Here is a 16,493-nt window from a genome sequence, read left to right as displayed (position 1 = left end):
CATTTATGCAAGAAAAGCCAATCCATAATAAATATAATGGCAATAAAAATACAAAAAATAAAAATTTTAATCGTCATAGATCAACACATAAAAACTATAAAAATACAAAACATAATAAAACAATCGATACTAAAGTTTATGCTTTAGGTGGTTTAAATGAAATTGGAAAAAATATGTATTGTGTTGAACACGATAATGAAATTATCATTATTGATGCTGGGGTAAAATTTGCTGAAGAAGGTTTACCTGGTATTGATTATGTCATTCCAGATTATAGTTATTTAAAACGTAATGAAAACAAAATTAGAGGATTATTGATTACTCATGGTCACGAAGATCATATTGGAGGAATTCCTTTTTTACTACAAGTTGTAAAAATACCATTCATTTATGCTTCTCCCCTTGCTTGTGCGATGATTACAAGAAAGTTAGAGGAAAAGCGTTTAACAAATGCAACGCACTTGATTCGTATCGATGATGAATATCAAATAAAAACTAAATATTTTAATATTGGTTTCTTTAAAACCAATCATTCTATTCCTGAAAGTTTAGGAATTATTATTAATTCTCCTAACGGACGAATTGTTTCAACAGGTGACTTTAAGTTTGATTTAACACCTGTAGGAGATCCTGCTGATTTCCAAAAAATGTCGTTTTTAGGTGAAACTGGTGTTACTTTATTATTAAGCGATTCTACCAATGCTGAAGTTCCTACTTTTTCTAAAAGTGAAAAGCAAGTAGCATATGCTGTTCAAGAAGAATTTAGAAAAACTGAAGGACGTTTAATTGTAGCAACTTTTGCTTCCAATGTTCACCGTGTCCAACAAATCGTAGAAGCAGCAGTTAAATTTAATCGTAAAATTCTTGTTTTTGGTCGTTCAATGGAAAATAACATCCAAGTATCAAGACAAATGGGTTATATTAAAGCACCTGATTCTTTCTTTATCAGTAATAATGAAGCAAAAAAATTACCTGATAATGAAATCTTAATTCTATGTACAGGAAGTCAAGGAGAAGCTTTGGCTGCGTTAAGTCGTATTGCTAATGGAACACATAAATTCGTTAAAATCAAACCTGGAGATACTGTTGTCTTTTCATCAAGTCCAATTCCAGGAAATGCATCAAGTATCAATGTTGTTGTTAACCGCTTATTTAGAGCAGGTGCCAAAGTTTTAGTCAATACAGCGTTCAATAATTTGCATACTTCGGGACATGCAAGTCAAGAAGAACAAAAATTAATGTTATTACTTACTAAACCAAAATATTTCTTCCCAGTGCATGGAGAATATCGTATGTTGAAAATTCATGCTGAACTTTCTCAAGAAGTAGGTGTTCCTAAAGAAAATACATTTGTTTTAAGTAATGGAGATACAATTTTACTTAATAAAGGATCTGCTCGTTTAGGACCAAGAATTCATGTAGATGATATTTATGTTGATGGTAATGATCTTTCAGGTTTATCAACTGCTGTTTTAAGGGATCGTCAAATCTTATCTGAAGATGGTATGGTTTCTGTTTTAATTGCTATGGATTCACATGAAGGAAAGTTACTTACAAAACCTGTGATTATTTCTCGTGGATTTGTCTATATGAAAGATAGTTTTCCAATGATTCGTGAAGCTGAAAATTTAGTTGGCCAAGCTTTAGGTCAATTACTTGCAGGAAAAACAACTTTTGGTGAAATCAAAAATACAACAAGAGATGTTCTTTCTCAATATTTTTATCGTAAAACAAAAAGAAATCCAATGATAATTCCTGTTATTATGAATAAAAAATAATGAAAAAATTAATCAAGAAATTTAAAAAACTATTTCTTATTGTTCTTTGTGCTCTTGTTGCTTTATGTATTTTTCAATGGTATGAACAAAGCCAAGATCGCTGTTCAATTACAAAAACAACATTTACAGAAAATTCATTACCGAAACAATTTAATGGGTTTACAATTGGATATCTTTCAGATTTGAATTTATCTGAAAAAAACGATTTAACAAGATTAAACAGTATTATTCAAGATTTAAACGCTAAAAACTTAGATATGATCCTTTTTGGGGGCGATATTTTTAATGAAAGTAGTTTTGAAAACAATCAAGTTTCAAAAGTATTAAAGAAACTTCAAAGTCATTATGGAAAATTTGCAGTACTAGGAGATAAAGATCAAAATGATTCTTCTACCTGTTCAAATATTTTAACAGAAGCTGGTTTTGAAGTATTGCATAATGAAGTTAGAAATATCTATTATAAAGAAGATATTATTCAATTAATTGGTTTAGAAAATACAGGAGATTGTTCTGGTTTGATTAACGAAACCAACGAAAAGAGTTATAAAATAGCACTTATTCATCAACCTGATTATTTTAAAGAAATAAGTCAGTACTCCATTCAATTACAATTATCTGGGCATACATTAGGTGGTTATTATAAAATACCATTTATTGGTGGGATTGAAACGAAGGATAAAGGTGAGAATTATGTAAATGGAAAGCATACAAAAAATAAGACAACTTTATTGATTTCTAATGGTTTCAATAAAGAAAGTAGTGAAAATCATCGTTTTTTAACGCGTGATGAAGTGAACATAATTACATTAAAAAGATAGAGAATTAACCATCCCATACAACATTTAAAAAAGCGTGAAAGCCACTGATATCAACGGTTTTCACGCTTAACTGTCAAAAACGGGATTTTATCTTATTTTTAAATATTCATTTTGTATCTTCTTTATAATTGGATGCATTTCATCAACACCAATCACATCGCTAATTGCCTTTTTAATTCCCTTTTCAAGAATAAGATTTTGAATCTTTTTTGCTGATATGTCTTCTTTACAATCGTAACTCATGCCATACGCAATTGCTTTAATCAAATTTGGACATTCAATATTATTTTCCATACAAATCATCGCTATTCCCGTTAATCTATCATTTCTGGATAGTTTTCTAATTGGATCCAATGCAACTCTTGTAATATATTCCCTTTCTTCTCCATTTGGTTTCGGTGCATCAACAAAATCATCTAATTCTTCTGCTGTAATTTCAAACGAGGATAAAATACCTTTTTTTGCTTCTAAAACACAAGCTTCCATAATTGTTTTAATATCTTTATTTTTACTCGCTTCTTCAATAGTTTGATATCCGTACTTATAACCAACATACGCACATGCTGCATGCGGTGAATTATAGGTAAATAATTTAATATCTTTCATCATTTCCAAATTATTATTCAATTCAAACCATTTAAATTTAGAAACATCAAAATAGACAGGACTTTGTATTAATAACGTTTGTACTATCTTCGTAGTTAATTGAACAGCATCTTTTGCATCTGAATTAGAACTTCTTCTAATAATCATGTCCCGTAGCGCAACATTTGAACAGTACCATTCCTTTTCGATTTTTAGATCATCTAATAAGAAATTTTCTAATTTTGACATCATGTGATTTTTATTTGTTCCACATAAAATTGTTAATTTTTGTTCATAATTACTTTTTATTCTCTTTTGTAAAGAAAACTTCAATTTACTTAAAGCTTCTTTTATATCTTCAGGATATAATGCCAAAACGATAACATCAGCATTAAGGATAGATTCATAACTATTAGTGTAATCATCAATAAGATATGCATGATAATGATCAATAATATGTTTTTCGTTATAATTTTCATATAGGGCTTCAACTATATAACTATTCTTCTCGTTTAATGAATTAATAACGTTTTCATCTTTATCAATAAAAGTTATATTCCATTTATTTTCATAAAATATATCACCAAATGTTCCTTTTCCTTCCTTACCTGCCCCTACTATCACTACATTTTTCATCCTATAAAACCCCCACAAATGAAGCCACTAAACAAATAGCTACAATTCCAATAGCTAAAACTCCATAATTAACTTTTCCTTTTTTTAAGAAATAATAAATACCAAACACTGCACACAAAGGTAGTAAACCTGGTACAATACTATCTAAAATTTCTTGAATAACTAGCGTTTGCCCTTTTGCTATTTCAAAAGATAATGGTGTTATTATTTTAACAAAATTACTTGTTAATGCCCCCATCATGAATAATCCTAAAATACTTGTTCCAAAAATAAGTTCCTTAATCCATCCCTGTTGTAATATAGATTTTACTGAATCCTTTCCAACAGTATAACCGAAATTCGTTAAATACCTACCAATAATAAAAGTTAAACATGTAAATACCAAAGGAATAAATGCCCCTAATATATTACCCGATGATGCGAAAGTAACAGCAATACCATAAATGATTGTTTTTAATGTGCCCCAATCGATTGTGTCACCAATTCCTGCTAATGGACCCATCAATCCTGTTTTTAACGATGTAATTGCCTCTCCTGGTATTTGCTTAGTTTTTGCTTTTTCTTCTTCCATAGCAATTGCAATTCCTAAAATTGGTGAACCCCAAGTTGGTTCGGTATTAAAAAAGTTTAAATGTCTCTTAACCGCCTCTCCAAATTCTTCTTTATTTGGATATAATTTTTTTAAAACAGGAATGATACTATAACAAAACGATAATGATTGTAGTCTTTCGTATGAATTTGACATCTCAGCTGAAAGCCAATATCTAAACCATGATTTATTAACTAATTTTTTCATATCTTTCTCAACAGTTTTGTTTTTTTCTACTTCATCCATATTAAATAGCTCCCTCCATATTTTTTTCTCTTCTCAATAAAACAATTAACAATGCAATACAAGTTCCAAAAATAGCAGCGGCCATTACATTAATTTTTAAATATTGAACCATGAAAAATGCAATAATGAAAAATGGTAAATATTGTTTTTTTCCAATAATATAAATTGTCATTGCAAATCCCATTGCTGGTAAAATACCTCCTGCAACACTTAATCCATGTGTAATCCATTCAGGCATAGAAGCTAAAATATTTTGCACTGTACCAGCACCTGCATATGTAATCGCAAATACAATTGGGAATCTTAAAAAGAATCCTAAAATTACTGGATACACAATTGCACAACGTTCAATCTCTTTTATGTTTCCAACCTCTGCCATTTTATCTGCTCTATGAAGAAAAACAGCATTGATAATTCTTCTAAGTTGATCTTGTAAAACTCCAATTAATCCAAAGGGCATCGCTAAAACAACTGCTTGTCCAGGATCCATTTGACTAACTAAAGCAATTGGAATTGCTACACATCCAGCCAAACATTCATCAGCCGGTAAATTTCCTCCATTTCCTACTAATCCTAAATATACCATTTGAATACTTGCAGCAATAATCATTGCTTGTGATAAATTTCCATAAATCAATCCAAATGGTAGCGCCATTACTAATGGCTGACATAAAATTGCATGTAATGTATATCCCACTTGTGTTCTGGCAATCCAATACCATAATCCAGCACAAATCGCTAATGATAATTCCATTTTTTTATCCCCCTTATTTTATCATTTTCATTAAATCAGATTTTGTATCTTCTGGTATAACCTGCATATCAATATACACACCAGAATTGGCAATGTCTCTTAATTTATTAATTTCCTCTTCATTAAGAAAAATAGCTTTGTATATTGCTTTTTTTCCTACACCGCTTGGTAATCCTCCAAGTTGAATATGTTCCATTTTAAATTGTCTTAAGTAAAGTTCATAAACTGTTTCAATGTTTTTTAATAAAATTAAAAGTCTTTTATTACTATATTTATGAGTGCCAGTATTTTTCATAAAATCATCAATGCTTAAAATTTCTACAATAATTCCATTGGGAGCAGAGGCCTTATATATTTCTGACATAAAACTATCTTTTGAGAGTTCATCATCAACAACAACAATAACATTTGCTTTAGAATAATTTAACCATTTTGTAATAACTTGTCCATGGATAAGTCTACTATCTACCCTAATTAATCCTATTTCCATTTTAGTTTCCCCTTTCCATCATTTTTCTAAAACTATTTCTCTTAAATTAAATATACTATTCTTTTTAACATCAACTGCAATATTCACGAGTTCTTTAAGTGTTTTTATATCTCTATTAATTAATACTTCCAACATCATCGGCAAATTCAAACCTGTTACACATTCAAAATCTAAATTATTTAAATTTGCAAATGATGCGTTAGAGGGAGTCCCCCCAAACATATCGGTAAGCACTAACACACCTTCTTCATTTTCCAATTCTTTAATTTTATTTTTCACTTTACTTTTAAACATATCAAAATCATCTTCTACAAATAAGCCTAGCGCCTCAATATTCTCTTGCTTTCCAGCAATCATTTCTGCACTTTTAATTAATTCGTTACCAAAATTCCCATGAGTTACTACTAAAATATTTATCATGCACTATCACCTCCATCTCTATTTCAAAATAAGTAAGAATACATAATGATTATTACCATTTTTTACCCTCCTTCTACATTATTCTATTCTTATAATCCTTACTTTCCTTACAATGTGATTTTATCACAAATCAGTTTTTAGATATTTACATACTTTTTCCTAAAATTAATGAAACAATTTGGTTGTATTTTTTTTCAAAAATTTTATGAAAAACAGTGCAATAAAAATCAAATTGTAAAATCTTTTCTCTATTAAGGTTTATGATATAATAAATATACTTATAATATTATTAGATTAGGAGGTATTTTTTATGCTCACCAAACGTCAAATTGAAATATTATTAAATTTATTTTCAAACTTAGATGCACCTGTTTCTCTACAGGTCTTTACAGATCAGTTTCATTTAAGCCTTCGTTCTATACAAACTGATATTGCTGAAATAAAGGAAACCATTAAAGAACATGGTTTATATATCGAAAATAACAAAAATTGTATTTGTATGTCTATCACTAATCAAGAAACTGCTAATATATTTATGAATTCAATCATACAAGATTATAACCTTAATCAATTTTTTGAAGATCAATCTTCTCGTATTTCCTATATAATTTCTAGGTTGTTAGATTCAAATGATTATTTAAAAAGTGCAGATTTAGCAGATGAAATGTATATAAGCCGTTCCCAAATATCCAATGACATTAAATTAGCTAAAAACATGTTATCTTCATATCATTTAACTCTTATATCTAAACCTTATTATGGTATTAAAATTATTGGCAAAGAAAATGATATTCGTAATTATATTATTCAAGAAAAATTAAAAATTAAAAATCTGGTTTGTGATGAGATTACACATTCTTTTAGTTCACATGAACATATTGATGATATAAATAATATTGTTATTAAAATTCTCACTCACTCACATTATATAATTTCTGATATTGCCCTTCAAAACCTTATCTTGCATATTGTTACTGCTGTTAATCGTATTAAGTCAGGTCATCTTATTCATATGGATTCACTAAACATATCGCCAGTGTATGCACATGTCATCGAAATTTCAAAAAATATATTAGAAAAATGTGCAGATATATATAATTTTGAGTTTAATGATGATGAAATCTTTTTTCTAGCTTTAAATTTATATGGTAAAAGAGAATTTGATAAACAAGAATTTATTACTGATGAAATTAATAATTTAGTTTTTTTAGGCTTATATAAAATCAAAGAAATATTTGGTTTAGATTTTACCTCTAATCTCAATCTACGAATATCATTAGGTTTACATATTTTACCTCTTTTAACTCGTATAAATACTAATATGCAGTTAAGAAATATTATGACATTCAATATTAAGCAAAAATACACACTTGCATATGATCTAGCTTCTACTTTCACCAATACAATTATACCAAGTGATAAAAAAATTTTAGATGATGAAATTGCATATGTTGCTTTACATTTTGTAAATTATATAGATGAAAATTCTCCACAAAAAAAGAAAAGAATGTTAATCATTAGTTCTTTAAGAAGGAGTGAGACTATTTTGCTTCAAAATAATATTTTGAGAAATTTTCCATCAATAAAAGAAGTTAAAATTATTTCTAAAAATTCGTTATCAACTACTAATGTGAATAATTATAATGTAATATGTACAACTGAAAATGATATATTCATTAATAATAATAAAATACAAAAAATTTCTTATTTTTTAAATGACACTGATATCAAGAAAATTGAATTACTTCTAGATGGGTTCAATGGTCCAAAAGATATTTTGGATTGTTTTAGTGAAGATTTGTTCTATTATGGAGATGCTCCATCTAAAAACGCCGTTATAAAATGGCTTTATGAAATGGCTTATAAGCAAGGCTTAGCAGATGAAAAGCTATATCATTCAATTATGAATCACGAAAATGTTACTTCCACTTATTTTGGTAATTATTTAGCAATACCACATCCTGAAATTTTTTTAAGTGAAACATCTTTCATTTCTGTTGCTATATTACCAAAACCCATTTTATGGGATGATGAATATGTAGATATTGTTTTTCTTGTTTCAATACAAAAAAATAATCCTAACGCCTTTAAATTATGGTCTTACTTATCATTTTTAATCTCAAATAACACAACATTAGAAGAAATCAAAAAAGAACCTACTTTTCAAAATCTTTCTAAAGTCATTTCAAAAATATATGAAGATTTATTTTAGACAAATAACTATCCACCGGTTTAGCCGGTGGTTTTACATTTGCGGGCATAGCCCTACTTTCTGAACGCATGTCTCAAGACGCTCCTTATGCATACAGCTACCACGTGCACTCTGTATTTACTTAGTTTTTCCCTTTTTCTTTTTTAAACAGGTCTTCCAAATCCAGTGTCAGCTGTTCACTTTCCTGATCATCTTTTAATTGACTCACTATATAATTTTTTATTCTTTTCGTATTCTCTCCTACTGTATCTTTTTATTGTGGTAGATATATAAGCTCTCACCAACCTCATATATATCAACCCTAAAGTCTATATTCAGGTGGAACGGAATATTTTTTATCTTTGTATGATATGAGATGTGTTGATGGTACATTCTGGCGTAAATGTTCATTTATATATGAATCAAGCACTATCTTGTTTGACAATGGTTTTAGATATTCTTTGTCTTTTTCAAAAATAGTATTTTTTGATTGTATGCCTGTCCTTTTTTGTACTTTCTTGAAAGGGCAGAAATGTTTGGTTTAATGTTTAGTTCTTATGTAATTCTTATTTCTCCAATTAAATTTTTTTCCATTATGATTAATCATCCTAAGGAGATTGTATCAAAAATAAAAGATAACCTTTATCTAGTTGTAGTATTTTCACCATTATTGGTGATTTTTACTACGCCCGAATTGGTTATCTTTATATTAACCTTATTATTCAACATTATTTTCTTCCAAAGAAAGAGATCTCATGATAATATCTTTAATAGGGATTAGCCTCCTCTCATGTATGATTTTAGTAGGCAAAACAATCATATCATGAGAGGCCTTTTTTATATGCAATAAGGGTACCACATAAATATTTAAAGAGTACCCCTATTTAAATAGAGTAGAGGGAGAATAATTATTCTCTCCCCTCTCATTGCACCGTACGTACAGGTCTCGTATACGGCGCTACATTTATATGGCAATTCAACTACCCTAGATAGTATTTCATGGAATTGACCAAACCTGGTCTTTCCCTTTTATTTATGGCTAGTATGTCCGCATTTATCAAGAAATTAACTACACTTCCATTTGCACGTTTGTACCAACCTAATCTTGAATTGGCCACTGCATATATTTGTTCTTCACTGAACTTGTATGGCAATTTCTTGTTTAATAGTTGCAGACTCTTGTATACTCATGTTGTTGTTTCTTCCTTCATTTGTAAATATATTTGAAACCATTCCCTCTACCTTCATCTCCTTGGAATTACGATTTCCAATTATAAGATTATCCTCGATTTCGAACTGTTCAAACATTGCTTATGATAAACAAACATCATATAAACATTAGGTCCTTCAGTATTTGGTGTTATACCTACTATGACCTCAGCTGACTTCTTGTGATAAACCTTTTTCGACCAACGGTACCATCACTGCTTTTAAAGTTTACTGGACTTCGTTGTTCACAAGACCTCCCGGGGTAATTCACTAATCCTATTTCCTTTACAACGTCTTGATTTACTGTCTTGGTTTTACGTTTACCTTTTGGATTTCGATTTGTGCTGCAATCTCATCCACCATTTAGCCTTATATCAAGTTTCTGTTCGTACGCTCAAAGGAATCACTACACCACTTCTTTCATCCTTGCCATCACTGACAACAACTTGTGGTTCATTACACTTGGCGGTAAATACCTGTGGTTGGTTTATTTCCAACTGAATTAGTGCCATGCACGACACACAATGATAAAAAGATAGTGCTTTCGCACTATCTTTTTATCATTGTTCCAACACCCTTTTTAGTAAAGATTTCTATTAATAAGCTATGTTCTAATCTACCATCTAAAATATGAACACGCTTAACATCATTTTGTACTGCCTCTAAACAGTTTTTAAGTTTTGGAATCATACCGCCGGTAATAATACCACTTTCAAATAATTCTTTAGCTGATTCAGTATCAATTTTTGAAATCAATGTTTCTGGGTTATTTGGATCTTCTAATACACCTTCAATATCCGTTAAGAAAACAAGTTTACTTGCTTTAACAGCGCGTGCAATTGCTGTAGCAACATCATCGGCATTAATATTATAAGCATGATATTTTTCATCAAGACCAATTGTTGAAACAATTGGAGTATATCCTTGATCTAATAAAGTATTGATAAGTGTTGTATCCACATGAGTAATCTTTCCAACAAAACCAATATCTTCACCTTGAGGCATCACTTTTTCTACTGTGATCATATTGCCATCTTTTCCAGATAGACCAACAGCATGTGTTCCAATTTGTTCTAAATGTGTTACAAGACCTTTATTGATTTTTCCAGATAAAACCATTTCCGCAATTTCTAAAGTATCTCTATCAGTAACTCTTAGACCATTTTTAAACTCACTTTTAATTTGTACACGGTCTAACATTCTATTGATGTCTTTTCCCCCACCATGAACGATAATTGGTTTTAACCCAACTGATTTTAAAACTGCAATATCTTTTAAAACGCTCTTTTTGATGATTTCATTTGTCATTGCACTTCCACCATACTTAATAACAACAATATCACCTTCATATTTTTGCATATATCCAAGCGCTTCTACTAAAATTTCCGCTTTATTAATTTCCTTCTTAAACTCTTGTTGCATCTCTTTTCCCCCTACGAACGATAATCAGCATTGATTTTGACATAATCATAAGTCAAATCACATCCCCAAGCTGTTGCCTTTGCATCAGCAATTTTCATTTCAATATTTGTTTTTACATAATCACTCGATAAAATCTTAGTTGCAAATTCTTCACTATAATCTGTAGCCATCCCATTTTCTACAAGTTTTAAATTGCCAAATTCACTTTCTATATATAAATCTACTTGATAAGGATCAAATTCTTCCCCAGAATATCCCATCGCACATAAAAGTCTTCCCCAATTTGCATCATTTCCAAAAATAGCTGTTTTTACAAGTGGTGATGTGCAAACACTTTTAGCAATTACTTTTGCTTGTTTAACATCTTTTGCACCATTTACATTTACTTCTAATAATTTAGTAGCCCCTTCTCCATCACTTGCAATACATTTAGCTAAGTATTCATTAACATAATATAAAGCTTCTTTAAATGTTTGATAATCTTCATCTTCTTTTACAATTTCATCATTACCAGCTAAACCATTAGCAAGTAATAAAACAGTATCATTTGTTGAAGTATCTCTATCTACAGAAATCATATTAAAAGTATCTGGAATAACTGATTTTAATGCTTTATTTAATAATTCTTTAGAAATATTTAAATCAGTTGTAATAAATCCAAGCATTGTTGCCATATTTGGATGAATCATCCCTGAACCTTTACAACATGCTCCAATAGTTACCGTTTTTCCTTTTACTTCAATTTCAACAGCTAAATGTTTTGGTTTTGTATCTGTTGTCATAATTGAAGTAGCTACATCAATTCCTGCTTGATGATCATCTTTTAATTGTTTTAAAGCTTCATCAATCCCTTTTTCAATTGGATCAGTAGATAATTGTTTACCAATGACTCCTGTTGAACAAATCAATACTTTTTCTTTTTCTACATTTAAAGCATTTCCTACAATATTTGCGAATTTTTCATTTGCTTCTTCACCAAGTTTTCCAGTACAAGCATTGGCAATCCCACTATTAATCGCAATAGCCTTTACTGTATCACTGTTTTCTACAACTTGTTTATCCCATAAAACAGGAGCCGCTTTTACCATATTTGTTGTAAAAGTTCCTACTGCTTTTGCTTCAACATCAGAAACAATTAAAGCAAAATCTTTATTTCTCTTTTTAATACCAATATGTAATCCAGCACCTTTATACCCTTTTGGATTAGTAACTGTTCCATCTTCTATTATTTTCATACTCTTTTTCCCCTTATAAAACTGCAGGTGCTAACATAAGACCTGTCTTTTCATCTAAACCAAACATAATATTCATATTTTGAATTGCTTGACCAGCAGCTCCTTTAACTAGATTGTCCATGGCTCCCATCATAATCACTCTATGTGTACGAGGATCTACTTTATAAGCAACATCAACAAAGTTTGAACATTTTACATTTCTTACTTCTGGAACATTTCCTTCTTTTAAGACACGTACGAAATATTCATCTTTATAAATATCATACGCTTTTTTAACATCTTCCTCACTTACTCCTTTTTTTAATGAAGCGTAAGCTGTAATTAAAATTCCTCTATTCATTGGAATAAGATGAGGTGTGAAGTTAAGTAATACTTTTGATGAAGAAGCATACCCTAATTGTTCTTCAATTTCTGGTGTATGACGATGACTTGCTACACCATAAGCTTTAATACTTTCATTCACTTCACAATAAAGATTTTGAACTTTTGCTCCTCTACCAGCACCACTTGTTCCACTCTTTGCATCAATAATCAACGTATCCATATCAATAAGTCCTGCTTTAGCAAGTGGATAAATCGATAAAATAGAACATGTTGGATAACATCCAGGATTAGCAATCAGTCTTGCATTTTTAACATCTTCTCTATTGATTTCACATAATCCATAAACAGCTTCTTGAATAAATTCAGGTGAAGCATGTTTAATTCCATACCATGATTCATAAGTTTCAACATCTTTAATACGATAATCCGCAGATAAATCAATAACCTTTACTTTCTTTAAAACATTTTCATTGACCATCTTTGCACAGACCCCTTGAGGCGTTGCAAAGAATACAACATCAACATTATCTAAATATTTTTCAATATCTTCATCTACACACTTTTGATCTAATAAAGTGAAATAACTTTTATAAACATCACTATATTCTTGATCACTATATGTTCTTGATGAAACCCATTCAATATTGACATTGGGATGTGTTAATAAAAATCTTACAAGCTCACATCCCCCATAACCAGTTGAACCAACAATTCCGACATTAATCATTCTACTTTTCCCCCTATAAAAAATAAAAAGCCGTCTCTAAATAGAGACGACTGATCGCGTTACCACTCTAATTGTTGTAAGTTGACCTTACAACCTCTTTCATCTTTAAGGCAGATCTACCAAAAGATATACTTCTATTTCCATCTTTTCTCTCGTAAATGCGCTTCATCTTTACTTCCATTCCTATCTTCCATCAACATAGGATTGCTCTTATTTCCATAAAGACTACTCTTTTAGTCTTCGAGTTTAAAACCATTATATGACAAATTTCCATTTTGTCAATAATGATTTATTAAGAAAAAAAATTTTTAATATATAATAAAGATGGGGCTTACTTTTTGGGTCTACAACATTTCGACAAGTATATTGCATATTTGAAAAAAGTAGTTTATGATAATAATAATTTATAAGATAAAAAATAAGGGGGAAACTATAAATGAAAGAAAAAGTTGTTTTAGCTTATTCTGGTGGATTAGATACTACTGCGATTATCCCATGGCTAAAAGAAAACTATGATTGTGAAGTTATTTGTTGCTGTATTGACGTTGGTCAAAAAGAAGAATTAGACGGTCTAGAAGAACGTGCTAAAGCTTGTGGTGCAAGTAAACTTTATATCAAAAATGTGGTTGATGAATACGTAGAAAATTACATTATGCCTACTGTTCAAGCAGATGCTGTATTTGAATACAAATACTTATTAGGGACTGCAACTGCTCGTCCATTAATTGCAAAAGTACTTGTTGATGTTGCTCGTCAAGAAGGTGCAACAGCAATTTGTCATGGTGCCACTGGTAAAGGAAATGACCAAATTCGTTTTGAATTAGGTATTAAAGCTTTAGCTCCAGAGTTAAAAATCATCGCTGCATGGCGTGATCCAAAATGGACAATGGATTCTCGTGAATCTGAAATCGAATATTGTAGAGCTCATGGTATCAATTTACCTTTCTCTGCTGATAATAGTTACTCACGTGATAGAAATATTTGGCATATTTCTCATGAAGGATTAGAACTTGAAGATCCATCATGTGCTCCAAATTATGATCACTTATTAGTATTATCAAATTCTCCAGAAAAAGCTCCAGAAGAAGATGTTCACTTATCAATTGATTGGGAAAAAGGTGTTCCTGTTGCTTTAAATGGTGAAAAGATGTCTCAAAGAGAAATCTTAGAAAAATTAAATGAAATCGGTGGTCAACATGGTATTGGTATTATCGATATCGTTGAAAACCGTGTTGTTGGTATGAAATCAAGAGGTGTTTATGAAACACCAGGTGGAACTATCTTAATGGAAGCTCACCAACAATTAGAAGAACTTATCTTAGATAGAGAGACACTTAAATATAAACGTCTTGTTTCTGTTGAATTTGCTGAACTTGTTTATGCTGCTAAATGGTTCTCACCACTTAGAGAAGCATTAACTGCTTTTGTTGATAAGACTCAAGAATATGTAACAGGTACAACAAACTTTAGATTATATAAAGGAAATATTATTAAAGAAGGTACAACTTCTCCTTATTCATTATATGATGAAGATATCGCATCATTTAAAACTGGTGATTTATATGATCATCATGACGCTGAAGGATTTATTACTTTATATGGTCTTTCAACTAAAGTACGTGCAATGAAATTAAATAACAAAAAATAAAAAGAGCCCACTGCTCTTTTTATTTAAAGGAGGAAATTTATGAATTTATGGGGTGGAAGATTTACTAAACCTACAAACCAACTTGTTTATGATTTTAATGCTTCTATTAAATTTGATAAAACTTTTGCCAGTCAAGATATCAAAGGAAGTATCGGTCATATAAAAATGTTAACAAAACAAGAAATCTTAACACAAGAAGAAGGTCAACTAATTGAAAAAACTTTAAAAGAAATTTTAAATGAAGTTGAAAATGGAACATTAGAAATTGATGAAAACTTTGAAGACATTCATAGTTTTGTCGAATCAACATTGATTGATCGTATTGGTGATACTGGTAAAAAATTACATACTGGTAGAAGTAGAAATGACCAAGTTGCTTTAGACATGAGACTTTATACAAAAGATCAAATCGAAATGTTGAATACTTTACTTGTTGATTTATTAAAAACCATTCATGAAATCATGAAAGAACATATCGATACCATCATGCCTGGTTTTACCCATCTACAAAAAGCACAACCAATTACTTTAGCTCATCATATGGGAGCTTATTTTGAAATGTTTAAGCGTGATCAATCACGTTTACATGATATTTATGAAAGAATGGATTATTGTCCATTAGGTTCTGGGGCTCTTGCTGGAACAACTTATCCCTTAGATAGAGAATACAGTGCTGAAATTTTAGGTTTTAAAGGACCTTGTTTAAATAGTATTGATGGCGTTTCTGATCGTGATTATTTAATTGAACTTTTAAGCGCAATGTCTACAATGATGATGCATATGTCACGTTTATCTGAAGAAATGATTATTTGGAATACAAATGAATATCAATTTATTGATTTAGATGATACATTCTCAACCGGTTCTTCAATCATGCCACAAAAGAAAAACCCTGATATTTGCGAATTGATCAGAGGGAAAACAGGACGTGTTTATGGTGCCCTTATGGGATTTTTAACAACTATGAAAGGTCTTCCTCTTGCTTATAATAAAGATATGCAAGAAGATAAAGAAATGTATTTTGATGCTTTAAATACAACTACAGGATGCCTTCAATTATTAAGTGATATGTTAAAATCAACAACATTTAATAAAGATAAAATGAAAAAATCAGCTACTGGTGGTTTTACAAATGCAACTGATGCTGCTGACTATCTAGTAAATAAAGGTGTACCATTTAGAGATGCTCATGGTATTATTGGTCAACTTGTTTTATATGCAATTAGCCAAAACAAAGATCTTGATGAACTTTCTCTAGAAGAATTCAAAAATATCTCTGATGTTTTTGAAGAAGATGTTTATCAAGCAATTGATGTCAACACTTGTGTCAACAAAAGAAATACAATTGGTGCCTGTGGTCAAGAGATGATGAAAAAAGTCATCGCTTTAAATGAAGAATATTTAAAACAATTTTAAAAAGG

At 30.2% G+C, this 16,493-nt stretch carries 13 protein-coding genes, 1 pseudogene and 1 other annotated feature; of the genes and pseudogenes, 5 read left to right on the top strand and 9 right to left on the bottom strand.

The features are described 5' to 3' along the window. The first annotated feature begins 5 nt into the window (after positions 1-5). Together rnjA and OCV55_RS01050 are read left to right on the top strand one after the other, a co-directional pair. On the top strand, positions 6-1,778 hold the full coding sequence (gene rnjA, locus OCV55_RS01055) for a ribonuclease J1 (RefSeq protein WP_147579541.1): 1,773 nt from the start codon (positions 6-8) through the stop codon (positions 1,776-1,778). After that, positions 1,778-2,596 carry a metallophosphoesterase gene (locus tag OCV55_RS01050; protein WP_147579540.1) on the top strand — a complete coding sequence of 273 codons (819 nt, stop codon included), beginning with the start codon at positions 1,778-1,780 and terminating at the stop codon, positions 2,594-2,596. The genes rnjA and OCV55_RS01050 overlap by 1 nt, the downstream gene beginning before the upstream one ends. 87 nt (positions 2,597-2,683) lie before the next feature. Here the strand turns inward: OCV55_RS01050 and OCV55_RS01045 are convergent, their stop codons facing one another. Genes OCV55_RS01045 through OCV55_RS01025 form a run of 5 tightly spaced genes read right to left on the bottom strand, consistent with a single transcriptional unit; the run spans position 2,684 to position 6,316 of the window. Further along, on the bottom strand, positions 2,684-3,817 hold the full coding sequence (locus tag OCV55_RS01045) for a mannitol dehydrogenase family protein (protein ID WP_032090475.1): 1,134 nt from the start codon (positions 3,815-3,817) through the stop codon (positions 2,684-2,686). A gap of 1 nt (position 3,818) precedes the next feature. Continuing rightward, positions 3,819-4,652 carry a PTS system mannose/fructose/sorbose family transporter subunit IID gene (locus OCV55_RS01040; protein ID WP_032090476.1) on the bottom strand — a complete coding sequence of 278 codons (834 nt, stop codon included), beginning with the start codon at positions 4,650-4,652 and terminating at the stop codon, positions 3,819-3,821. Position 4,653: 1 nt separating this feature from the next. Next, entirely contained in the window at positions 4,654-5,406 is a 753-nt protein-coding gene (locus tag OCV55_RS01035; protein ID WP_032090477.1) for a PTS mannose/fructose/sorbose/N-acetylgalactosamine transporter subunit IIC, read from the bottom strand. Between the two features lie 13 nt (positions 5,407-5,419). Further along, positions 5,420-5,896, bottom strand: a complete 477-nt coding sequence (locus OCV55_RS01030; RefSeq protein WP_032090478.1) for a PTS system mannose/fructose/N-acetylgalactosamine-transporter subunit IIB — start codon at positions 5,894-5,896, stop codon at positions 5,420-5,422. Positions 5,897-5,914: 18 nt separating this feature from the next. Further along, positions 5,915-6,316, bottom strand: coding sequence for a PTS sugar transporter subunit IIA (locus tag OCV55_RS01025; RefSeq protein WP_032090479.1), 402 nt, complete (start codon positions 6,314-6,316; stop codon positions 5,915-5,917). 499 nt (positions 6,317-6,815) lie between these two features. Here OCV55_RS01025 and OCV55_RS01020 point away from each other — a divergent pair, with 499 nt between their 5' ends. Continuing rightward, positions 6,816-8,528, top strand: coding sequence for a BglG family transcription antiterminator (locus tag OCV55_RS01020; RefSeq protein WP_267309754.1), 1,713 nt, complete (start codon positions 6,816-6,818; stop codon positions 8,526-8,528). A gap of 121 nt (positions 8,529-8,649) precedes the next feature. Here the strand turns inward: OCV55_RS01020 and OCV55_RS14190 are convergent. From OCV55_RS14190 to argC, 4 genes and pseudogenes are all read right to left on the bottom strand, one after another. Further along, positions 8,650-8,778 (bottom strand): annotated as a pseudogene (locus OCV55_RS14190) (IS200/IS605 family transposase); the annotation flags it as partial. Between the two features lie 1,487 nt (positions 8,779-10,265). Further along, positions 10,266-11,138: an acetylglutamate kinase gene (argB, locus tag OCV55_RS01015; protein ID WP_147579539.1), complete on the bottom strand. Its 873-nt coding sequence runs from the start codon at positions 11,136-11,138 to the stop codon at positions 10,266-10,268. A gap of 11 nt (positions 11,139-11,149) precedes the next feature. Continuing rightward, positions 11,150-12,373, bottom strand: a complete 1,224-nt coding sequence (argJ, locus tag OCV55_RS01010) for a bifunctional ornithine acetyltransferase/N-acetylglutamate synthase (RefSeq protein WP_147579538.1) — start codon at positions 12,371-12,373, stop codon at positions 11,150-11,152. A 13-nt stretch (positions 12,374-12,386) separates the two neighbouring features. Then, complete coding sequence (gene argC, locus OCV55_RS01005) at positions 12,387-13,424, bottom strand: N-acetyl-gamma-glutamyl-phosphate reductase (RefSeq protein ID WP_032090483.1); 1,038 nt, start codon at positions 13,422-13,424, stop codon at positions 12,387-12,389. Positions 13,425-13,463: 39 nt separating this feature from the next. Continuing rightward, positions 13,464-13,674: a binding site (T-box leader), on the bottom strand. Positions 13,675-13,860: 186 nt separating this feature from the next. Here argC and OCV55_RS01000 point away from each other — a divergent pair. Together OCV55_RS01000 and argH are read left to right on the top strand one after the other, a co-directional pair. Continuing rightward, positions 13,861-15,072, top strand: coding sequence for an argininosuccinate synthase (locus OCV55_RS01000; RefSeq protein ID WP_147579537.1), 1,212 nt, complete (start codon positions 13,861-13,863; stop codon positions 15,070-15,072). Between the two features lie 39 nt (positions 15,073-15,111). Then, on the top strand, positions 15,112-16,488 hold the full coding sequence (argH, locus tag OCV55_RS00995) for an argininosuccinate lyase (protein WP_147579536.1): 1,377 nt from the start codon (positions 15,112-15,114) through the stop codon (positions 16,486-16,488). Positions 16,489-16,493: the final 5 nt, after the last annotated feature.

It is taken from the genome of [Clostridium] ammoniilyticum (assembly GCF_025566905.1).
Taxonomy (GTDB): domain Bacteria; phylum Bacillota_I; class Bacilli_A; order Erysipelotrichales; family Coprobacillaceae; genus Faecalibacillus; species Faecalibacillus intestinalis.
Note: the sequence above shows the minus strand (reverse complement) of the source record. Positions and strands in the feature narration are given on the sequence as shown.

What these genes read in the sequence shown, in the direction of transcription:
- rnjA (WP_147579541.1), top strand. Translation starts at nt 6, where the DNA reads ATGCAAGAAAAGCCAATCCATAATAAATATAATGGCAATAAAAATACA.
- OCV55_RS01050 (WP_147579540.1), top strand. Translation starts at nt 1,778, where the DNA reads ATGAAAAAATTAATCAAGAAATTTAAAAAACTATTTCTTATTGTTCTT.
- OCV55_RS01045 (WP_032090475.1), bottom strand. Translation starts at nt 3,817, where the DNA reads ATGAAAAATGTAGTGATAGTAGGGGCAGGTAAGGAAGGAAAAGGAACA.
- OCV55_RS01040 (WP_032090476.1), bottom strand. Translation starts at nt 4,652, where the DNA reads ATGGATGAAGTAGAAAAAAACAAAACTGTTGAGAAAGATATGAAAAAA.
- OCV55_RS01035 (WP_032090477.1), bottom strand. Translation starts at nt 5,406, where the DNA reads ATGGAATTATCATTAGCGATTTGTGCTGGATTATGGTATTGGATTGCC.
- OCV55_RS01030 (WP_032090478.1), bottom strand. Translation starts at nt 5,896, where the DNA reads ATGGAAATAGGATTAATTAGGGTAGATAGTAGACTTATCCATGGACAA.
- OCV55_RS01025 (WP_032090479.1), bottom strand. Translation starts at nt 6,316, where the DNA reads ATGATAAATATTTTAGTAGTAACTCATGGGAATTTTGGTAACGAATTA.
- OCV55_RS01020 (WP_267309754.1), top strand. Translation starts at nt 6,816, where the DNA reads ATGTCTATCACTAATCAAGAAACTGCTAATATATTTATGAATTCAATC.
- argB (WP_147579539.1), bottom strand. Translation starts at nt 11,138, where the DNA reads ATGCAACAAGAGTTTAAGAAGGAAATTAATAAAGCGGAAATTTTAGTA.
- argJ (WP_147579538.1), bottom strand. Translation starts at nt 12,373, where the DNA reads ATGAAAATAATAGAAGATGGAACAGTTACTAATCCAAAAGGGTATAAA.
- argC (WP_032090483.1), bottom strand. Translation starts at nt 13,424, where the DNA reads ATGATTAATGTCGGAATTGTTGGTTCAACTGGTTATGGGGGATGTGAG.
- OCV55_RS01000 (WP_147579537.1), top strand. Translation starts at nt 13,861, where the DNA reads ATGAAAGAAAAAGTTGTTTTAGCTTATTCTGGTGGATTAGATACTACT.
- argH (WP_147579536.1), top strand. Translation starts at nt 15,112, where the DNA reads ATGAATTTATGGGGTGGAAGATTTACTAAACCTACAAACCAACTTGTT.